Source organism: Staphylococcus sp. HMSC034G07, from assembly GCF_001835975.1.
GTDB lineage: Bacteria > Bacillota > Bacilli > Staphylococcales > Staphylococcaceae > Staphylococcus > Staphylococcus ureilyticus.
In genome coordinates, this window is record NZ_KV826607.1 from 90,754 (window position 1) to 110,106 (window position 19,353).

At 32.9% G+C, this 19,353-nt stretch carries 16 protein-coding genes; 5 read left to right on the forward strand and 11 right to left on the reverse strand.

Annotated elements, in window-relative coordinates; genetic code table 11:
- From HMPREF2586_RS05740 to rpmH, 11 genes are all read right to left on the reverse strand, one after another.
- The coding region (locus HMPREF2586_RS05740; RefSeq protein ID WP_176747373.1) for a BCCT family transporter at window positions 1-988 on the reverse strand (988 nt) is incomplete at its 3' end.
- A gap of 334 nt (window positions 989-1,322) precedes the next feature.
- A complete protein-coding gene (locus tag HMPREF2586_RS05745) occupies window positions 1,323-1,754 on the reverse strand; it encodes a universal stress protein (protein WP_064209818.1) in 432 nt (143 codons plus the stop codon).
- A gap of 410 nt (window positions 1,755-2,164) precedes the next feature.
- Window positions 2,165-3,523: a glycerol-3-phosphate transporter gene (glpT, locus tag HMPREF2586_RS05750; protein WP_046207164.1), complete on the reverse strand. Its 1,359-nt coding sequence runs from the start codon at window positions 3,521-3,523 to the stop codon at window positions 2,165-2,167.
- A 239-nt stretch (window positions 3,524-3,762) separates the two neighbouring features.
- Window positions 3,763-4,329: a helix-turn-helix transcriptional regulator gene (locus HMPREF2586_RS05755; RefSeq protein WP_070657195.1), complete on the reverse strand. Its 567-nt coding sequence runs from the start codon at window positions 4,327-4,329 to the stop codon at window positions 3,763-3,765.
- Window positions 4,330-4,597: 268 nt separating this feature from the next.
- Window positions 4,598-6,058: a carbon starvation CstA family protein gene (locus HMPREF2586_RS05760; RefSeq protein WP_046207166.1), complete on the reverse strand. Its 1,461-nt coding sequence runs from the start codon at window positions 6,056-6,058 to the stop codon at window positions 4,598-4,600.
- Between the two features lie 261 nt (window positions 6,059-6,319).
- A complete protein-coding gene (locus tag HMPREF2586_RS05765) occupies window positions 6,320-7,156 on the reverse strand; it encodes a ParB/RepB/Spo0J family partition protein (protein ID WP_046207167.1) in 837 nt (278 codons plus the stop codon).
- Between the two features lie 35 nt (window positions 7,157-7,191).
- On the reverse strand, window positions 7,192-7,917 hold the full coding sequence (gene rsmG, locus HMPREF2586_RS05770) for a 16S rRNA (guanine(527)-N(7))-methyltransferase RsmG (RefSeq protein WP_046207168.1): 726 nt from the start codon (window positions 7,915-7,917) through the stop codon (window positions 7,192-7,194).
- Between the two features lies 1 nt (window position 7,918).
- The gene (gene mnmG / locus HMPREF2586_RS05775; RefSeq protein WP_046207169.1) at window positions 7,919-9,796 is read right to left on the reverse strand and encodes a tRNA uridine-5-carboxymethylaminomethyl(34) synthesis enzyme MnmG; all 1,878 of its coding nucleotides are present in this window, start codon (window positions 9,794-9,796) and stop codon (window positions 7,919-7,921) included.
- 16 nt (window positions 9,797-9,812) lie between these two features.
- On the reverse strand, window positions 9,813-11,192 hold the full coding sequence (gene mnmE, locus HMPREF2586_RS05780; protein WP_103161350.1) for a tRNA uridine-5-carboxymethylaminomethyl(34) synthesis GTPase MnmE: 1,380 nt from the start codon (window positions 11,190-11,192) through the stop codon (window positions 9,813-9,815).
- A 160-nt stretch (window positions 11,193-11,352) separates the two neighbouring features.
- Window positions 11,353-11,700 carry a ribonuclease P protein component gene (gene rnpA / locus HMPREF2586_RS05785; RefSeq protein WP_046207171.1) on the reverse strand — a complete coding sequence of 116 codons (348 nt, stop codon included), beginning with the start codon at window positions 11,698-11,700 and terminating at the stop codon, window positions 11,353-11,355.
- A gap of 145 nt (window positions 11,701-11,845) precedes the next feature.
- Window positions 11,846-11,983, reverse strand: a complete 138-nt coding sequence (gene rpmH / locus HMPREF2586_RS05790) for a 50S ribosomal protein L34 (protein WP_000240855.1) — start codon at window positions 11,981-11,983, stop codon at window positions 11,846-11,848.
- A 721-nt stretch (window positions 11,984-12,704) separates the two neighbouring features.
- Here rpmH and dnaA point away from each other — a divergent pair.
- The 5 genes from dnaA (at window position 12,705) to gyrB (ending at window position 19,353) form a co-directional block, all read left to right on the forward strand.
- A complete protein-coding gene (dnaA, locus tag HMPREF2586_RS05795; protein ID WP_070812679.1) occupies window positions 12,705-14,072 on the forward strand; it encodes a chromosomal replication initiator protein DnaA in 1,368 nt (455 codons plus the stop codon).
- A 240-nt stretch (window positions 14,073-14,312) separates the two neighbouring features.
- Window positions 14,313-15,443, forward strand: coding sequence for a DNA polymerase III subunit beta (dnaN, locus tag HMPREF2586_RS05800; RefSeq protein ID WP_046207173.1), 1,131 nt, complete (start codon window positions 14,313-14,315; stop codon window positions 15,441-15,443).
- A 611-nt stretch (window positions 15,444-16,054) separates the two neighbouring features.
- Window positions 16,055-16,288: a S4 domain-containing protein YaaA gene (gene yaaA / locus HMPREF2586_RS05805; protein ID WP_174894798.1), complete on the forward strand. Its 234-nt coding sequence runs from the start codon at window positions 16,055-16,057 to the stop codon at window positions 16,286-16,288.
- On the forward strand, window positions 16,285-17,400 hold the full coding sequence (recF, locus tag HMPREF2586_RS05810; protein ID WP_046207175.1) for a DNA replication/repair protein RecF: 1,116 nt from the start codon (window positions 16,285-16,287) through the stop codon (window positions 17,398-17,400). Before yaaA ends, recF begins: the two co-directional genes overlap by 4 nt.
- A 12-nt stretch (window positions 17,401-17,412) precedes the next feature.
- A complete protein-coding gene (gene gyrB / locus HMPREF2586_RS05815; protein WP_176745302.1) occupies window positions 17,413-19,353 on the forward strand; it encodes a DNA topoisomerase (ATP-hydrolyzing) subunit B in 1,941 nt (646 codons plus the stop codon).

Here is a 19,353-nt window from a genome sequence, read left to right on the forward strand (position 1 = left end):
AACTAATCCACCAAGCTAATTGGAAGAACGTCCATGATTTCATCCATTCATTTTTTTGTGGATCTAATGGTGCTGTATCAAACATGTTAAATAAGAGCGTGTTTAAATACTCACCTGTTGAACTTGTTAACATATTTAAAATAAGAACAGTTGGTCCTACAATAAAAACAAACAATAAGATTATGCCGGCTAAACCAATATTAGCGTTACTCAAATATTGGATACCACGGCTTAAACCTGACCATGCACTTGTTAAAAATAATATGGTAACAATAAGTATAATTATACCTTGAGTCATGATAGTATTTGGAACATCAAATAGGTAGTTTAGACCACCTGCGATTTGCATAGCGCCTAAACCTAATGATACTGCTACCCCGCCAATTGTGGCAAAGACAGAAACAACATCAATGATTGTCCCTAAGGGGCCATCAACTTTATTTCCGAAAATTGGACGTAATGTTTTTGAAATTAATGCAGGTTCATTTTTTCTAAATTGGAAGTAAGCTAACGCTAACGCTACAACACCATATACTGCCCATGCATGGAAGCCCCATTGCATAAATGCGCCTCTTAAAGCTTCTTTATAAGCATGTGCTGACTGTGGCTCTCCAGATGGTGGTGATACAAAGTGACTGATTGGTTCAGCTGCTCCCCAGAATACTAAACCAATTCCCATACCAGCACTAAATAGCATCGCAAACCATGAAATTGTGTTAAATTCAGGTTTATCTTCAGGTTTTCCCAATTTCAATTTTCCGATTGGGCTAAATATTAAGAAAACACAGAAGAATATCATGAGTGCTACAATAACCATATAATACCAACCAAAGTATTCGGTAATCCAACCAGTAATATTTGTCCCTATTTCATTAAACTGATTTGGAAAGATTGCACCCAATAATACAACTATTGCGGTAATAATAATACTATAGGTAAAAACAGAAGACAGTTTCTTCCCATTAGCATTATGTTGTTTATTTTCCAAAATTAGTAACCTCCCTTATAATTGAACATTAGGCAGAATAACAGACTTTATATATTAAAACAACAGCAGCAAAGCTTGTTTTAATATAATAAAATGCGGTTAAAGCCGTCATCAAAGGGTTACAAAACTAAAACTAAAAGTTCAATATTTCTAAAAATATATTTATGAAAGATAAAATCATTTACTTTAAAATAAACTTGTGCATATTTTAATTTCAAAACAAAAGACTAGAAAATAATTTTAACATTACAATCTAGTCTTAAAAATATGATGTTTTTGAGAAATTATAACGCGTGTTACTACATTAAAAGCATTTCAATACATAATTTTGATGTTATTTCACTATCAGTACTGGTACAGGACTTCTTTTAGCAACTTTATGCGTAACATCTCCAAGTACATGTTTGATATCGATACTCACGCGATGGTTACTCATTACTACTAAATCAAAATCACCTACATCCATATCCCCAAAACTAATTCTCTCAAGTATGGTATCTTTTACAGGTCCAAATTCGATAGCGACTTTATAATTAATACCTTGTGCTTTTAATTTTTCAAGAAATGGAGAAAGCTCTTCTTCTTTTTCTTTAATGATATCTTCTTTATGTTTATTTTCATAACGTACACTCGCTAATAGATCATTTTCAGTCATGACATTATGAACAACTACAGTGGAATCTTCGCCGACTAATTTTGCTAAGTTTTCAGGAATGTTATCGAAATCATTATCAAAAGAGTATGGTAGTAAAATATTTTTATACATAATCAATCACCTTTCTTAATTAAACTGATACAAAACAGCACATGCAATTTTGCTCGTTTAAATATATTTTTGGTGCCTTAATGCGTATTTTACTAATGAAATAACTAACGTATTGAGCCGCATTTTATATTGAAACAATGAAGTATCGATACCATAAAAATTTTTAGTGTACTCACTTATTATTTAATTACCACATTTTTATATAAATTATTCATTAAATAACCATTATTAACATAATTTTTCAATTATTAATATTCTTCTTTTAATAATACCTATGGTTTATTGCTTACATGAACAACTAACCGTTACACGAATAATTTCTAAAATGATTTTCGTTTATAAAAATAGGCGCGACTATGAAGTCAATATCACTCAGTTGACCTCACACTCGCGCCATATATTGCTTATTTTTAATGTACTTGTTCTTGTCCTCGTTTATTCCAAGTTAAAATAAAACTTAACATCGCTAAAATACTAATAATGGTTAATAAAACAAAACCAAAATCCCATCCAAAATGTTGTACGACAAAACCTAAAACAATGTTTGCCATCACAGCTCCAAATAAGTAACCAAATAAGCCTGTTAGACCGGCAGCTGTTCCTGCTGCCTTTTTAGGTACATAATCTAAAGCTTGTAAACCAATTAACATCACTGGTCCATAGATTAAAAATCCTATTGCAATTAATGATAAATTATCTAACCATGCATGACCTGGTGGATTCAACCAATAAATCAATACAAAGATTGTAACGCCTAGCATAAAGAAGAAACCTGCTGGACCACGACGCCCTTTAAATACTTTATCGGAAATATAGCCACACAATAGTGTTCCTGGAATGCCAGCCCATTCATAAAGGAAATAAGCCCACCCTGATTCGTTTAAATTAAATTGTTTTTCTTCACTTAAATAAGTAGGTGCCCAATCTAGTACACCATAACGCACAAAATAGACAAAAATATTAGCAAAGGCGATCGCCCACACCCACTTGTTATTTAATACATATTTAAACAATATCTCTTTTGTTGTTAACTCTGTTTCAAGTGTTTCATGCGTCGTCGTTGAATAATCTTTGTTAAAACGTTCAATAGGTGGTAAGCCTTGTGATTGAGGAGTATCTCTGATCAAAAAATATGCAATAATTGCAATAACAATCGCCAATAACCCTGGATAAATAAAAACGCCTTCAAACCCTCTTAAATAACCAAAATTATAAAGCGCAGTCATAGAAATGCCCCATGTTGCAATCGGTGCCATTAGACCTCCTCCAACATTATGCGCTACGTTCCAAATAGACGTTTTACTACCACGCTCACTTACACTAAACCAATGTACGAGTACACGACCTGATGGCGGCCATCCCATACCTTGAAACCATCCATTTAGAAATAACATAATAAACATGATTGTAATACTAGAAGTAAAGAATGGTACGAATCCTAACAATAAATTAACAGTTGCTGTCAGTAACAAACCTAATGTTAAAAATACACGTGCATTACTGCGATCACTTACGGTGCCCATTACAAATTTACTAAAACCATAAGCGATTGAAATCGCTGAAAGTGCGATACCAAGTTCCCCTTTACTGAAACCATCTTCAATTAAAGAAGGCATCGCTAATGAAAAGTTTTTTCTCAACAAATAGTAACCTGCATAACCGATAAAAATACCTAAAAAAACCTGTAATCGTAATTTTTTATATGTATCATCTACCTTGTCAGATGGTAAAGGATCCACATGCTTTGCCGGTTTTAAAAAACGAAACATACAATCACCCCTAAATTAGCAATCATTTTTCTTAATATTTTATTTACAAATTATTTACTTAATATTAATATTTCCCGGGTGGTAAAGCAATACTATTATTAAAATTTGAATATTATTCTATAAGAAATAATATTTGTTCATGCGTAGTGTATACGATTGAAAAAATCATATATTTAATAAATAAAACACCTCGTAGTTATAATAAATCTTTAACTACAAGGCGTTACGAAAAATAACTATTACAATACATCAAAAAAATACATACTTAATAGCACAAGTATTATAAATAACCCAACACAAAGTATAAAACTATACATAAAAGTTACGGTATTACGTAATTTACTACTATAGATATCATTAGGGTCTTTTCCATGCATAAAAGCAATTATCCTATCATACGTTTGTATTCTATACGATTTTTTTAATGATTCTACTTTAAATGATGAAATAATCATTGTCGCTAAAAGTATAGTTTCAGCTATAATCCATAATGGCGTCCAATAGTAGAGGGTTGGACCTGCTAAGATTGCGGATAATAACATAGGCCAAATCATTAAATGACTCCATAAATTAAATTTGCTCTGTTTTAACTTTTGTTCCATAATCTCTATGTCTCCTTTAACTAAGTTATCTAAAGAAACTTGAAACAAAGAACTAAGCATTAACAAATTATGTATATCTGGATAACTTTTATCATTTTCCCAATTTGAAATTGTTTGTCGTGAAACATACAATTTTGCGGCTAAATCTTCTTGTGATAAATGATCGCGCTGTCTAAAAAATTTAATTTGATTACCTATGTTCATTTGCCAAGCTCCTTTAACTTGAGACTATAGTGTGTTTCTAATTTAGACTACCAAATTATATTGACATACGCACATTTAATTATGTAAAAACTCTTTGTCATGCTGCTATTACAGCATTTATTAGACATCCCTTAGTCTTACATAAAACAAGAGTAAGACCGCAACTAAATTATGTTTTAATTACGTATCTTACTCTCATTATTGTCATTCATCTTTAACTCGTTTTTATCACTGATTTTAAAAATCAGCATCCATCATCGTTTTATACTTACGTCACAGTTTGTTGTTGTTGATACGGTATAGGATGATCTAATTCAAATGAAGCACCTGCAGTAATTTTTTTATATTGATAAGTAAAGTAACCAATCCATAAAATTGTGAATACAAAGGCGAGAATATAACTTAAATTAAGATCCAAACCTAAACCTATCTTCTGACTTAAAATATAAGTGAAAATATTCCAAGTCATAAAGACTGCCGGAATTGCTGCCACCCAAAAATTCTTTTTCGCAATAAGTAAGTACATTGCACCTACCCATAAGGCGACGACAGCTGTAGTTTGATTTGCCCAAGAGAAATAGCGCCATAAAATAGTAAAATCTACCTGAGTCAAACCAAAGCTTACGATAAATAATGGTGCGGCTACAATCACTCGTTTTAACATACTACGCTGACCATAATTTAAATAATCAGCTATAATCATACGTGCACTACGGAAAGAAGTATCACCGCTGGTAATTGGTAAGATGATAACACCCAGTACTGCAATCGTTCCAAACACAGAACCTAATAATAGATGTGATGCTTCACTTACAACAAGTGCGGCTTCACCACGTGCTAAAACATCATTTAATCCACTATATCCATTAAATAAACTCATGCCTGCAGCAGCCCAAATCATAGCTATAATACCTTCAGCAATCATCATGCCGTAGAATATAAAGCGACCATTTTTCTCTTTGTTTGTCGTTCTCGAAATAATAGGCGTTTGTGTAGCATGAAAACCAGATAAAGCACCACAAGTAATTGTAAAAAATAGTAGTGGAAATATGGGAGCACCGTCTGGATGCATATTTTTCAAATTAATTTCAGGTATCGGTGCACCTGTTTGAATAAGACGGAAACCTATACCTACTGCGCTAATGAGTAATAATGCACCGAAAATTGGATAAATGCGTCCAATGATTTTGTCTATAGGTAAAATTGTAGACAAAATATAATAAACAAAAATCACAAATATAATGATACCTAATGCAATGCGACCATCTAATAAATTATGTAGTAACAACGCTGGACTTGTCACAAAAACTGTACCAGTAAGCAATAATAATAAAATTGAGAAGATATTTACAAAGTGCTTCATGACCTGACCTAAAAATTTACCAGCAAGCTCCGGTAAGTGTGCCCCTTTGTTTCTAATTGAAATCATTCCAGTCAAATAATCATGCACTGCACCTGCAAAAATACATCCCACAACAATCCATATAAATGCTACTGGTCCATATAATGCGCCCATAATCGGTCCAAAAATCGGACCTACACCTGCAATGTTCAATAGCTGAATGAGTGAATTTGATGACGTCTTCATAGGTAAATAATCGACATTGTCACGTTGATTATATGCCGGCGTTGGCCTATCTTGTTTCGTTCCGAACATTTTATCAATATACTTCCCATAAGTGAAATAACCTATAACTAATAATATAATAGATACAATAAACGTTACCATTTTAAATCCCCCTTTAATATGTAAGCGTTTTCTTAATTTAATCACATATTTTATTATTCTACAATCCTACAAACGTTTTTTTATTTATTTATTTTTAATTTTTAGAGAATATAAAATAAATAATACTTTTAAAATAATCTTTGTATTTAAATGATAACTAATTCATAAATATTTATAATAAATAAAAAAAGTACAACCTCATTTAAATGAAAACGAAGTTGTACTTTTTGCGGAGGTCATATGTTTAATTAACCTCAAATGTTATTTTTTATAAAGTTTAATTTTGATTTCATAATAATCATCATGGTCTTTCGCTTGATGTTCAAACTTGATACCACTTTTTTCAAGTTCCTCTAAACTTTTGCCTACCGCTTCACGTGCATCCGTTAAGTCTTTTTCAAATGCAAAACTTTGCGCTTTCACTTTTTCAGGGCCAACTTTTTGTTTTACTCTTGCTTCAGTTTGTTTCACATTTAACTTTTGGCTTATAATCGTTTCCACTAATGTTTCTTGATCTTCATCTGATAAACTTAGCATCGCACGTGCGTGACGTTCTGTAACTTTGCCTTCACGCAAACGTTCTATCACTTTAGGCGCTAATTTTAGTAATCTCAATTTATTTGCTATAAAACTTTGACTTTTACCTACACTTTTAGCTAATTCACTTTGTGTCGTATCGCCTAGTTCTAAAAGTTTCTTATAAGCTTCTGCCTCTTCAACAACAGATAAATTTTCACGTTGAATATTTTCTATTAAAGCTACCACTGCAGTTTCTTCATCGCCTAAATCTCTGATAATGACATCTGCGTATGTCTTATTCAACGATTGTAAGGCTCTAAATCTACGCTCTCCAGCAATAATTTCAAACATATCCTCTTCTATAGGACGCACTACAATCGGTTGTAACAATCCATGCTCATCTATTGATTCTGCGAGTTCTTTAATCTTATTTGGCTCAAATACTTGTCTTGGTTGATAACGATTTGGCACAATACGTTCAGTATGAATAGATTCAACACTATTATGATCCTCTTCAATATAACCAACAATGTCATCTTTATTTTTCAAACCAAATAATTTAGAAAAAGGTTTCTTCATATTTTATGCGCTCCCTCTAAATTAGTTGTATTAAATCACTTTTCTTTTTCAAGTAATGGAGACTTATTGGGCATTCCTGGTTTTCTAGGATATTTCTTTGGTGTCTCGCTTCTCTTATCTATCTTGATTATTTGCCTTTCACCAGCATCTTCTGGTAATTCATATGAAATGACATCCTGAAGTTTACCACCGAGGACTCCTATACCAAAACGCGCTTCTTCCAATTCTTCTTCGCCTTTAGCTGATTTTAAAGCAATGAATTGTCCACCCTTTTTAACTAACGGTAAACACAATTCGCTTAATACGGAAAGTCTAGCAACTGCACGTGCAGTTACAATATCATAAGACGCCCTGTAGTCTCCCTTCCCGTATATTTCTGCGCGATCATGTACAAAACTCACATTTTCTAAATCTAATGCTTCTGCTAACTGATTTAAAAAATGGATGCGTTTATTTAATGAATCTACAATTGTAACTTTTAAATTAGGATAAATAATTTTTAATGGAATACTTGGAAAACCAGCACCAGCACCAATATCACAAATTGTTTGCGCTTGTGTCAAATCCGTATAAAAACTGAGTGCAATCGAATCATAAAAATGTTTCAAATACACCTCATGTTCTTCAGTAATGCTTGTTAAATTCATTTTTTCATTCCATTCAACGAGCATTTGAAAATACGTTTGAAATTGATGTTGTTGATTCTCTGTAAGTTCGATACCTTGTGTGCTGAGTTGCTCAGTTAACCATTTTACACTCATCTTAACTTTCCACCCTTTGTATTTTACCTTGTTCTAGGAACACTAATAAGATCGAAATATCTGCTGGATTCACACCTGAAATCCGAGATGCTTGCGCAATATTTAACGGTTTAACTTCCGCTAATTTCTCGCGTGCTTCAGTCGCTAAACTATCGACTTTACTATAATCTAAGTCTTCTGGAATTTTCTTTTCTTCCATACGTTTTACTTTTTCAACTTGTTGTAACGACTTATTGATATAGCCTTCATATTTTGTCTGAATCTCAACTTGTTCTGCTACATCACTTGGTAATTGGTTTTCTTCTTCTAAAATTTCTAGAATTAAGTTATACGTCATTTCAGGTCTACGCAATAATTCCAAAGCTAATATACCATCTTTCAAACGAGAACCGCCTTGCGCTTCAATAATTTCTTGTACGCGTTCGTGAGGTTTTATTCTAATTTCATTTAAGCGTGCTTGCTCATCTTTTATCATTTGACGTTTTTCATTGAAACGTGCATAACGTTCTTCAGAAATCATACCTAATTTATAACCTAAATCTGTTAATCGTAAATCTGCATTGTCATGTCTTAATAATAAACGATATTCTGCACGAGATGTTAATAAACGGTATGGTTCATTTGTACCTTTTGTTATAAGGTCATCTATTAAGACACCAATATAAGCATCTGAACGACTTAAGATGACTTCTTCTTCGCCTAATACTCTTGATGCTGCGTTAATTCCAGCCATGATGCCTTGTCCTGCCGCTTCTTCATAGCCAGAAGTTCCGTTGATTTGTCCTGCAGTATATAGATTTTTAATTTTTTTAGTTTCTAGTGTTGGCCATAATTGTGTTGGTACAAGCGCATCATATTCAATGGCATATCCTGCACGCATCATATCCGCTTTTTCTAAGCCTGGGATTGTTTCTAACATCTGACGTTGAACATGTTCAGGTAAGCTTGTTGATAGTCCTTGTACATATACTTCATTAGTATTTCTACCTTCTGGTTCTAAGAAAAGTTGGTGTCTAGGTTTATCATTGAATCTTACAAATTTATCTTCAATTGATGGGCAATATCTAGGTCCTGTACCTTTAATCATACCGGAGTACATCGCAGATAAATGTAGATTGTCATCTATAACTTGGTGTGTTTCTCCATTCGTATATGTTAACCAACAAGGTAGCTGATCTAAAATATATTCCGTTGTTTCAAAACTAAACGCTCTACCAACATCGTCACCTGGTTGTATTTCTGTTTTAGAATAATCAATCGTTTTGGCGTTAACACGTGGTGGTGTACCTGTTTTGAATCTCACTACTTCAAATCCAAGATTTCTAAGATTATCAGCTAGTGAAATAGATGGTAATTGATGGTTTGGACCACTTGAATATTTCATATTACCTAAAATGATTTCGCCACGTAAAAATGTACCGGTTGTAATAATGACTGCATCTGCCCAGTATTCTGTACCAATGTTCGTACGTACACCTTTGATAACTTCATCTTCAATGATTAAGTCATCTACCATGCCTTGCATAATATCAAGGTTTTCTTCATCTTCAATGACTTGTTTCATTTCTTGTTGATAAAGTACTTTATCTGCTTGTGCGCGAAGTGCTCTGACTGCTGGTCCTTTACCAGTATTTAACATACGCATTTGGATATGTGTTTTATCGATTGTTTTTGCCATTTGGCCACCTAATGCGTCTATTTCACGAACTACTATACCTTTAGCCGGGCCACCAACTGATGGGTTACATGGCATAAATGCAATATTATCTAAATTTATTGTTAACATTAACGTTTTGGCACCACGTCTTGCTGAAGCAAGTCCAGCTTCTATACCAGCATGTCCGGCTCCAATTACTATTACATCATATTCTTGAGCCATATTTTTTTCCTCCCTTTTATTTCCCTAGACAGAATTGACTAAATAACTGATTTATCAATTCTTCACTTGCGGATTCTCCGATAATTTCACCTAAAATTTCCCAAGTTCTCGTTAAGTCTATTTGAACCATATCCATTGGCACACCAGCTTCTGCAGCATCTATAGCGTCTTGAATTGAATTTCTCGCCTGTTTTAACAATGAAATATGTCTTGAATTCGATACATATGTCATATCCTGATTTTGGACATCTCCTGCAAAGAACAAATCTCTAATTTGTATCTCTAACTGATCAATACCTTCTTGTTTTAGCATTGATGTTTGAATGATTGGCATATCTCCAACCATTTCTTTAACTTCTGAAATATCTAATCGTTTGTCTAAATCCATCTTGTTAATTATGACAATGGCATCTTCGTTTTTAATAACTTCATATAGCTTGCGATCTTCTTCTGTTAAAGGTTCGTTATAATTTAACACAAACAAGATTAAATCCGCTTCACCTAAAGCTTTGCGTGAACGCTCTACACCAATACGCTCAACGATATCTTCTGTTTCACGTATGCCAGCAGTATCTACTAACCTTAAAGGTACACCGCGGACGTTTACATACTCTTCTAAAGTATCTCGAGTCGTACCAGGTACCTCTGTTACAATCGCCTTGTTGTCTTGGATCAGGTTATTTAGCATGGATGACTTACCAACATTAGGCTTACCAACTATGACCGTTGCCAAACCTTCTCTCATTATCTTCCCTTGTGTACCTGTATCTAATAACTTATTAATTTCTGACTTAATTTGATTCGATTTTTCTAATAATACTTCTGTTGTGGCATCTTCCACATCATCATATTCTGGATAATCTATATTAACTTCTACTTGTGCAAGGATTTCGAGAATGGATTGTCGCTGTCGCTTAATCATATCACTTAAACGACCTTCAATTTGATTCATTGCAACTTTAGATGCACGATCGGTTTTAGAACGAATAAAATCCATCACCGCTTCGGCTTGAGATAAATCAATACGCCCATTTAAAAACGCACGTTTTGTATATTCACCAGGATCTGCCATTCTAGCACCGTGTGTCATCGTCAACTCTAATACCCTGTTGATGGTTAAAATACCACCATGACAATTAATTTCAACGATATCTTCTCTAGTAAATGTTTTCGGTGCACGTAAGACAGACACCATTACTTCTTCTACCACTTCATTTGTCTCAGGGTCAACAATATGTCCATAATTTATTGTATGAGAAGGTACATGTTCTAATGATTCCTTCCCTCTATATAATTTGTCTGCAATATTTACTGCGTCAACACCTGACAAACGTACAATACCGATAGCACCTTCACCCATAGGTGTGGATATACTCGTTATCGTATCTAAATCCATCATCCATCTCGCCTCCTTTTATTCTAAAATTTATCATTATAATATTGTAAATAGTTTTGGATTAAAAAGCTAACATCTTGTTTAAAAAATCTAAGAAGTTGGCCTAAGGGTTGTCTGAGGTAAGACTGACGTAAGTCTTAAATGTTCAATCTCCCCTACCCTATTTAATTCGTTTATTAAAAACTTTAGCGATTTTTAAAACATGTTCTAAACTTGCTTGGATTTGAAGAGTATCCATATCTTTAGCTGGCTGCCTAGCTATGACAATAATTTCCATTGGTAATATATTTTGCTTATGCACCTTGAAGCTTTCACGAATAGCACGCTTAATTTTATTTCTAACAACAGCATTACCTAATTTTTTAGAAACACTAATACCCAGTCTAAAGTGTTCTAGTTCTTTATTAGGTTTCGTATAGACTACAAATTGACGATTTGCTACTGATTTTCCTTTTTTGTATATAAATTGAAAATCACTGTTCTTTTTAATTCGGTATGCTTTCTCCACGAAACATCACTCGCTTATCTTTTCATTACATTCATTATTATATATCAAGCCATAACATGTATTGAATTTTTAATAATAACAATAATTTTGCTATTAATTTACGTTATTTTAAACCAAAAAAAAGACCACTGATGAGTCAGTGATCTTATGCTGATAATACCTTACGGCCTTTACGACGACGACGCGCTAAAACTTTACGACCGTTTTTTGTGCTCATGCGTTTTCTGAAACCATGAACTTTACTATGTTTACGTTTATTTGGTTGATAAGTACGTTTTACCATGCAAAAACACCTCCATCTGTATTCGGTTATCTAATTATTATAATAGATAAATTAATATAAGCTTTTTGCTTCAAGTCTTGATTTAATATTATTAATTTCTAGTCATAATTCAAGCAACTACTACAATATAACAAAATCTTTTTTATAAAGCAAGCATCAATTTCAAGCATATTTTCATCTTGCTAATAATACAAATCAGCACTTGATACTTTAAAACTGTATTGATAAATACATCTATTAATATAGTAGATTCACCTTAGCATATAAATATTTTTCGCTTCAAATCTATCGATTTTTCAATTATACAAATTTCATACACTTTTATAAATTATTTCCCAAAACCACAAATTGGTTATTTTTTGATATACTATTCATTCTTGTAAGTTATCCACTTATTCACAGATATACACGCTTGTTTTGTGGATAATATTCCATCTATACACAGGTTTATTGACGATTTAACAACATATTCACATCCATTTGACAGAGGTGTTTGTTAAAAAGTATAATTGTGTGGATAAGTTATGTAAATATTGATAAATAAGGGATTAATTTATAAAAATATATCCTAAATGGTTGTGTATAACTTATAATTCACTGTGAGTTATCCACTGAATGTGTGTAACTTGTGGATAATTATTAACAGCTTGTGATTATGTTTATTCACACATGTTATTTCTGTGTATAACTTTTAAAATATAGAAAGTTGGAGTTTGCTATTATGTCAGAACAAGAAATTTGGGAAAACGTTTTAACTTTAGCTCAAGAAAAAGTCAGCTATCCTAGCTATCAAACTTTTTTGAAAGATACAAAACTTTATTCGTTGCAAAATGATGAAGCTATTGTAGTCATTGACGATCCCTTTGTAGCTAATTGGTTAAAGACACATTATGTTGAAATCGTACAATCTGCATTATATGAAGCTATTGGTCATGAAATTACGCCAGTATTTTACTTTGAAGATGAATTAGAAAGTTTAAAATCTGAAAAAAAGCAAGATGCTAATCAGAGTACTGATGAAAAAGAGATAGATCTTGATACAGTGGATGTAGCAAAAATGGGTGATGAACAATTCAATATCAATAATACATTTGAAACATTCGTCATCGGCCCCGGAAACAGATTCCCACATGCTGCAAGTTTAGCTGTAGCTGAAGCACCAGCCCAAGCATATAACCCATTATTTATATATGGTGGTGTGGGATTAGGTAAAACCCATCTAATGCATGCTATTGGCCATTATGTATTAGATAATAATCCAGATGCCAAAGTAATCTATACATCTAGTGAAAAATTTACTAATGAATTCATTAAATCTATCCGAGACAATAAAACTGAACGTTTTAGAGAAAAATATCGTAATATCGATGTGCTCTTAATAGATGATATACAATTTATTCAAAACAAAGAGCAAACTCAAGAAGAATTTTTCCACACATTTAATGATTTACATCAAGCGAATAAGCAAATTGTTATTTCTAGTGATAGACCACCTAAAGAAATTGCTAAATTAGAAGACAGATTACGTTCTCGCTTTGAATGGGGATTAATAGTAGACATTACTCCACCGGATTACGAAACAAGAATGGCAATTTTACAGAAAAAAATTGGTGAAGAAAATATAAATATTCCTACTGAAGCCCTGACGTATATCGCTAATCAAATACAATCTAATATACGTGAACTTGAAGGTGCACTTAATCGCGTATTAGCCTTTTCAAAATTACAAGGACAACCGATCACAACTGAATTAACAGCAGCTGCGCTAAAAGATATCATCCAAGCACCTAAATCTAAAAAAATTACTATACAAGATATCCAAAAAGTTGTTGGAGAATACTATAGTGTGAGAATAGAAGACTTTAGTGCCAAAAAGCGTACAAAATCAATTGCATATCCACGTCAAATTGCAATGTATTTATCACGTGAATTAACCGACTTCTCACTACCTAAAATCGGGGAAGAGTTTGGTGGACGTGATCATACTACTGTTATTCATGCACATGAAAAAATTGTGAAGGATATCAATAATGATCCGACATTTAAACAAGAAGTCGAAAATCTTGAAAAAGAAATTAGAAACCAATAAAACAATCTGTACTATAACAGATTAATAAATCAATTTAGAGGTATAACAAAATAACTTATTTTTTAACTTTGTGGACAATGTGCAAAAGTAGTACACACTGTGCACAAGTTATCCACAGTCGTCAAACAATGACATGATTGTATTAATTTGAGTTATCCCCTAATCCACAAGCCCTACTACTATTACTACGGGTTTAAAACCTATATAATTATTATATAAACGACTGGAAGGAGTTTAAAAATGGAATTTACAATTAGAAGAGATTATTTTATAAATCAATTAAATGACACATTAAAAGCAATCTCCCCAAGAACTACATTACCGATACTAACGGGTATAAAAATTGAAGTTAAAAACAATGAAGTCATACTTACTGGTTCAGATTCAGAAATCTCAATAGAAATTACAATTCCTAAACAAGTAGATGGAGAAGATATTATTGAAGTTGCAGAAACTGGTTCAGTTGTACTCCCTGGTCGTTTCTTTGTAGATATTATTAAAAAACTACCAGGAAAAGAAGTTAAATTATCAACAAATGAACAATTCCAAACTTTAATAACTTCTGGACATTCAGAATTTAATTTAAGTGGTTTAGATCCAGATCAATATCCTTTATTACCACAAGTTTCACGTGATGATGCGATTCAATTATCTGTAAAAGTCCTTAAAAACGTGATAGCACAAACAAATTTTGCAGTGTCCACCTCAGAAACACGCCCAGTACTCACTGGTGTTAACTGGCTTATACAGGATAATGAATTAATATGCACAGCGACTGACTCACACCGCTTAGCTGTGCGAAAAGTAGCTTTAGAAGATGAATCTGAAAATAAAAATGTCATTATTCCAGGTAAAGCTTTAGCAGAATTAAATAAAATTATGTCAGATAGTGAAGAAGATATCGATATTTTCTTTGCTTCAAACCAAGTGCTATTTAAAGTCGGAAATATAAACTTTATATCACGTCTCTTAGAAGGTCACTATCCAGATACTTCACGTTTATTCCCAGAAAACTATGAAATTAAAATAGGCATCGATAACGGAGATTTCTATCATGCTATTGATCGTGCCTCTCTATTAGCACGTGAAGGTGGAAACAATGTTATTAAATTAAGTACAGGTAATGAATTAGTTGAATTATCCTCTACATCACCAGAAATCGGTACTGTAAAAGAAGAAGTAAAAGCGGATAACGTTGATGGTGGCAATTTAAAAATTTCATTCAACTCTAAGTATATGATGGATGCACTAAAAGCAATCGATAACGATGAAGTGGAAGTTGAGTTCTTTGGTACGATGAAACCATTTATTTTAAAACCAAAAGATGATGATTCAGTTACACAATTAATTTTACCAATCAGAACATATTAAACTTTTGTTTAAAGAGATAGAACCTGAGACAAATTGATGTCTCGGGTTTTTATAATATGGATATTTAAAGCATAGTGAGACAACTTAAGTAGAAAAGGTCAGAATTTTATCTTGTCTTAAACTCTGTCACATTTAAATCATTGTCTCACTCTTTTTTTAGAAGTAATTTCATAAAATGAAACGTGTATATTGATAAAGATATATTAATAATAAACATTCAAAGATACGTACAAGCTACTTAGAGCTTAAATATAAGCAACTTAAACTTTTTTAGACTTATGATACCTAAAATTAATAATTAAGCTGAGAAAGTCTTTAAAATTCAAAATCACAATATTACCATTCGCTTTATATAAAAATACTTTTATGAAGTATTGCGTAGTTAAAAACATTAATAAATAATTATTTAGTTAGAATATTTTTAAAAGAAATAGAATAATACGAATAAAAGTTTGTTATAATATATGAGTATTACATTGTTAAAAGTACCTTTATAAATAATTTTCAAAAATAGTAAAAATCATACATAAGAAAACGCTTTCCATCTGCATTTTGCATGAAATTTTTCTCGAAAAAAGGTATAATATATAGATGAGTTTAAAAGGAATGGAGTGATTGATTTGGTTGAAGAAGTAATTGTTGATGGAGACATTACTTTAGGGCAATTTCTAAAGACAGAAGGTATTATTGAATCTGGTGGTCAAGCGAAATGGTTCCTGCAAGATTTTGAAGTAATGATCAATGGTGAGCGCGAAATACGTCGTGGTAAAAAATTAAACCATCAAGATAACATCGTTATACCAGAAGTCGGTTCATTTTTGATTATACATCAAGGTGAAGAATGAAACTAAAGACACTCCAGCTAGACAATTATCGTAACTATGAGTCAATTACCCTAAATTGTCACCCTGAAGTCAATATATTGATTGGTGAAAATGCGCAAGGGAAGACTAATTTATTAGAATCTATTTATACATTAGCATTAGCCAAAAGTCACAGAACATCAAATGATAAAGAACTCATACGTTTTGATCGAGACTATGCTAAAATAGAGGGTGAACTCAGTTATAGATATGGAGAAATGCCTTTAACGATGTTTATAACTAAAAAGGGTAAACAGGTTAAAATCAATCACTTAGAACAAAGTAGGCTAACACAGTATATAGGCCACTTAAACGTTGTCTTGTTTGCACCTGAAGATTTAAACATTGTCAAAGGGGCACCTCAAATAAGACGTAGATTTATAGATATGGAACTTGGACAAATTTCAGCTGTTTACTTAAACGATTTGTCTCAATATCAAAGAATTTTAAAACAAAAGAATAATTATTTGAAGCAATTGCAATATGGTCAAAAGACTGATAGCACTATGCTTGACGTCTTAAACCAACAATTTGCAGCATATGCACTCAAAGTTACATTAAGACGTGAACATTTTATTAAAGAACTAGAATCATTAGCCAAACCTATTCATTCTGGTATTACGGATGAGAATGAAACACTGTCATTAAAGTACCTTCCTAGTATCAAATTAGATGCTGAAGAAAAAAGTGAGACGGAACGCTTAGAGGAAGTCTTAACTTTACTAGATGATAACAAAGAGCGTGAAAAAGATAGAGGTGTCTGTTTGTTTGGCCCTCACAGAGATGATTTAGGTTTCAACGTAAATGGTATGGATGCTCAAACTTACGGTTCGCAAGGACAGCAAAGAACGACTGCGTTATCAATCAAACTTGCAGAAATTGAACTGATGAATATTGAAGTAGGCGAGTACCCCATTTTATTGCTAGATGATGTGTTAAGTGAATTAGATGATTCACGTCAGTCTCATTTATTGAGCACAATTCAACATAAAGTACAAACATTTGTGACGACAACATCAGTTGATGGCATTGATCATGAAATTATGAAAAACGCTAAACTTTATCGCATTAATAATGGCGAAATTATAAAGTAACGGAAAGTGAAGGTGGAAGCATTGTCAGATGTGAACAACACGGAAGATTATGGTGCTGGTCAGATTCAGGTATTAGAAGGTCTAGAAGCGGTTCGTAAAAGACCAGGTATGTATATAGGCTCAACTTCAGAAAGAGGGCTGCATCACTTAGTTTGGGAAATTGTTGATAACAGTATTGACGAAGCACTTGCTGGTTATGCTGACCAAATCGAAGTTATTATTGAAGAAGATAATTGGATAAAAGTAACAGATAACGGCCGTGGTATCCCTGTTGGTATACAAGAGAAAATGGGACGTCCTGCCGTTGAGGTTATTCTAACTGTACTACATGCCGGTGGTAAATTCGGTGGAGGCGGTTATAAAGTCTCTGGTGGTCTCCATGGTGTGGGGTCTTCTGTTGTAAATGCTTTATCGGAAGATTTGGAAGTATATGTATATAAAGATGAAAATATATATCACCAAGCATACAAAAAAGGTATCCCTCAGTTTGATTTGAAAATCATTGGTAAAACCAATGAGAGTACTGGTTCTACTGGTACTGCGATTCGTTTTAAAGCTGATCCTGAGATATTCACTGAAACAACAACATACAATTATGAAGTATTGCAACAACGTATCAGAGAACTAGCATTTTTAAATAAAGGTATTTCAATTACTTTAAGAGATGAAAGAGAAGAAGAGGTTCGTGAAGATACGTATCACTATGAAGGTGGTATAAAATCTTACGTTGAAATGTTAAATGAAAATAAAGAACCTATTCATGAAGAACCGATTTATGTACATCAATCCAAAGATGATATTGAAGTTGAAATAGCGCTTCAATACAATAAAGGTTATGCTACGAATCTTTTAACATACGCAAATAATATACACACTTATGAAGGTGGGACTCATGAAGAAGGCTTTAAACGAGCGCTCTCACGTGTGTTAAATAGCTATGGTCTTAACAGTAAAATTATGAAGGAAGATAAAGAAAGACTTTCAGGTGAAGATACACGTGAAGGTTTAACAGCTATTGTTTCAATCAAACATGGTGATCCACAATTCGAAGGACAAACTAAAACGAAATTAGGTAATTCCGAAGTACGTCAAGTTGTTGATCGTATATTCTCTGAGTTATTTGAACGCTTTTTATATGAAAATCCACAAGTAGGTCGAACAATCGTAGAAAAAGGAATTATGGCTTCACAAGCACGTCTTGCAGCTAAAAAAGCGCGTGAAGTGACACGTCGTAAATCCGCATTAGAAGTTTCTAGTTTACCAGGAAAACTGGCTGATTGTTCTAGTAAAGACCCTTCTCGTAGTGAAATTTTCATCGTCGAAGGTGACTCTGCCGGGGGGTCTACAAAATCTGGACGTGACTCAGAAACGCAAGCCATCTTACCTTTACGTGGTAAGATATTGAACGTTGAAAAAGCACGTTTAGATAGAATTTTAAATAATAATGAAATACGTTCTATGATTACTGCTTTTGGTACTGGTATTGGTGGAGAATTTGATTTAAGTAAGGCACGCTATCACAAGATTATCCTTATGACAGATGCCGATGTTGATGGTGCACATATTAGAACATTATTATTAACATTCTTCTATCGTTTTATGAGACCGTTAATTGAAGCGGGCTATGTTTATATTGCACAGCCACCATTATTCAAGTTGACACAAGGTAAACAGAAATACTATGTGTTTAACGAACGTGAACTAGAAAAACTTAAAGCTCAATTAGATCCAAGTCCAAAATGGTCTATTGCACGTTACAAAGGTCTTGGTGAAATGAATGCTGACCAATTATGGGAAACTACTATGAATCCTGAAAACAGAGCTATGTTACAAGTATCATTGGAGGATGCGATTGAAGCTGACCAAGTTTTTGAAATGTTAATGGGCGATGTTGTTGAGAACCGTAGACAGTTTATTGAAGATAATGCAGTCTATGCAAACTTAGATTTCTAA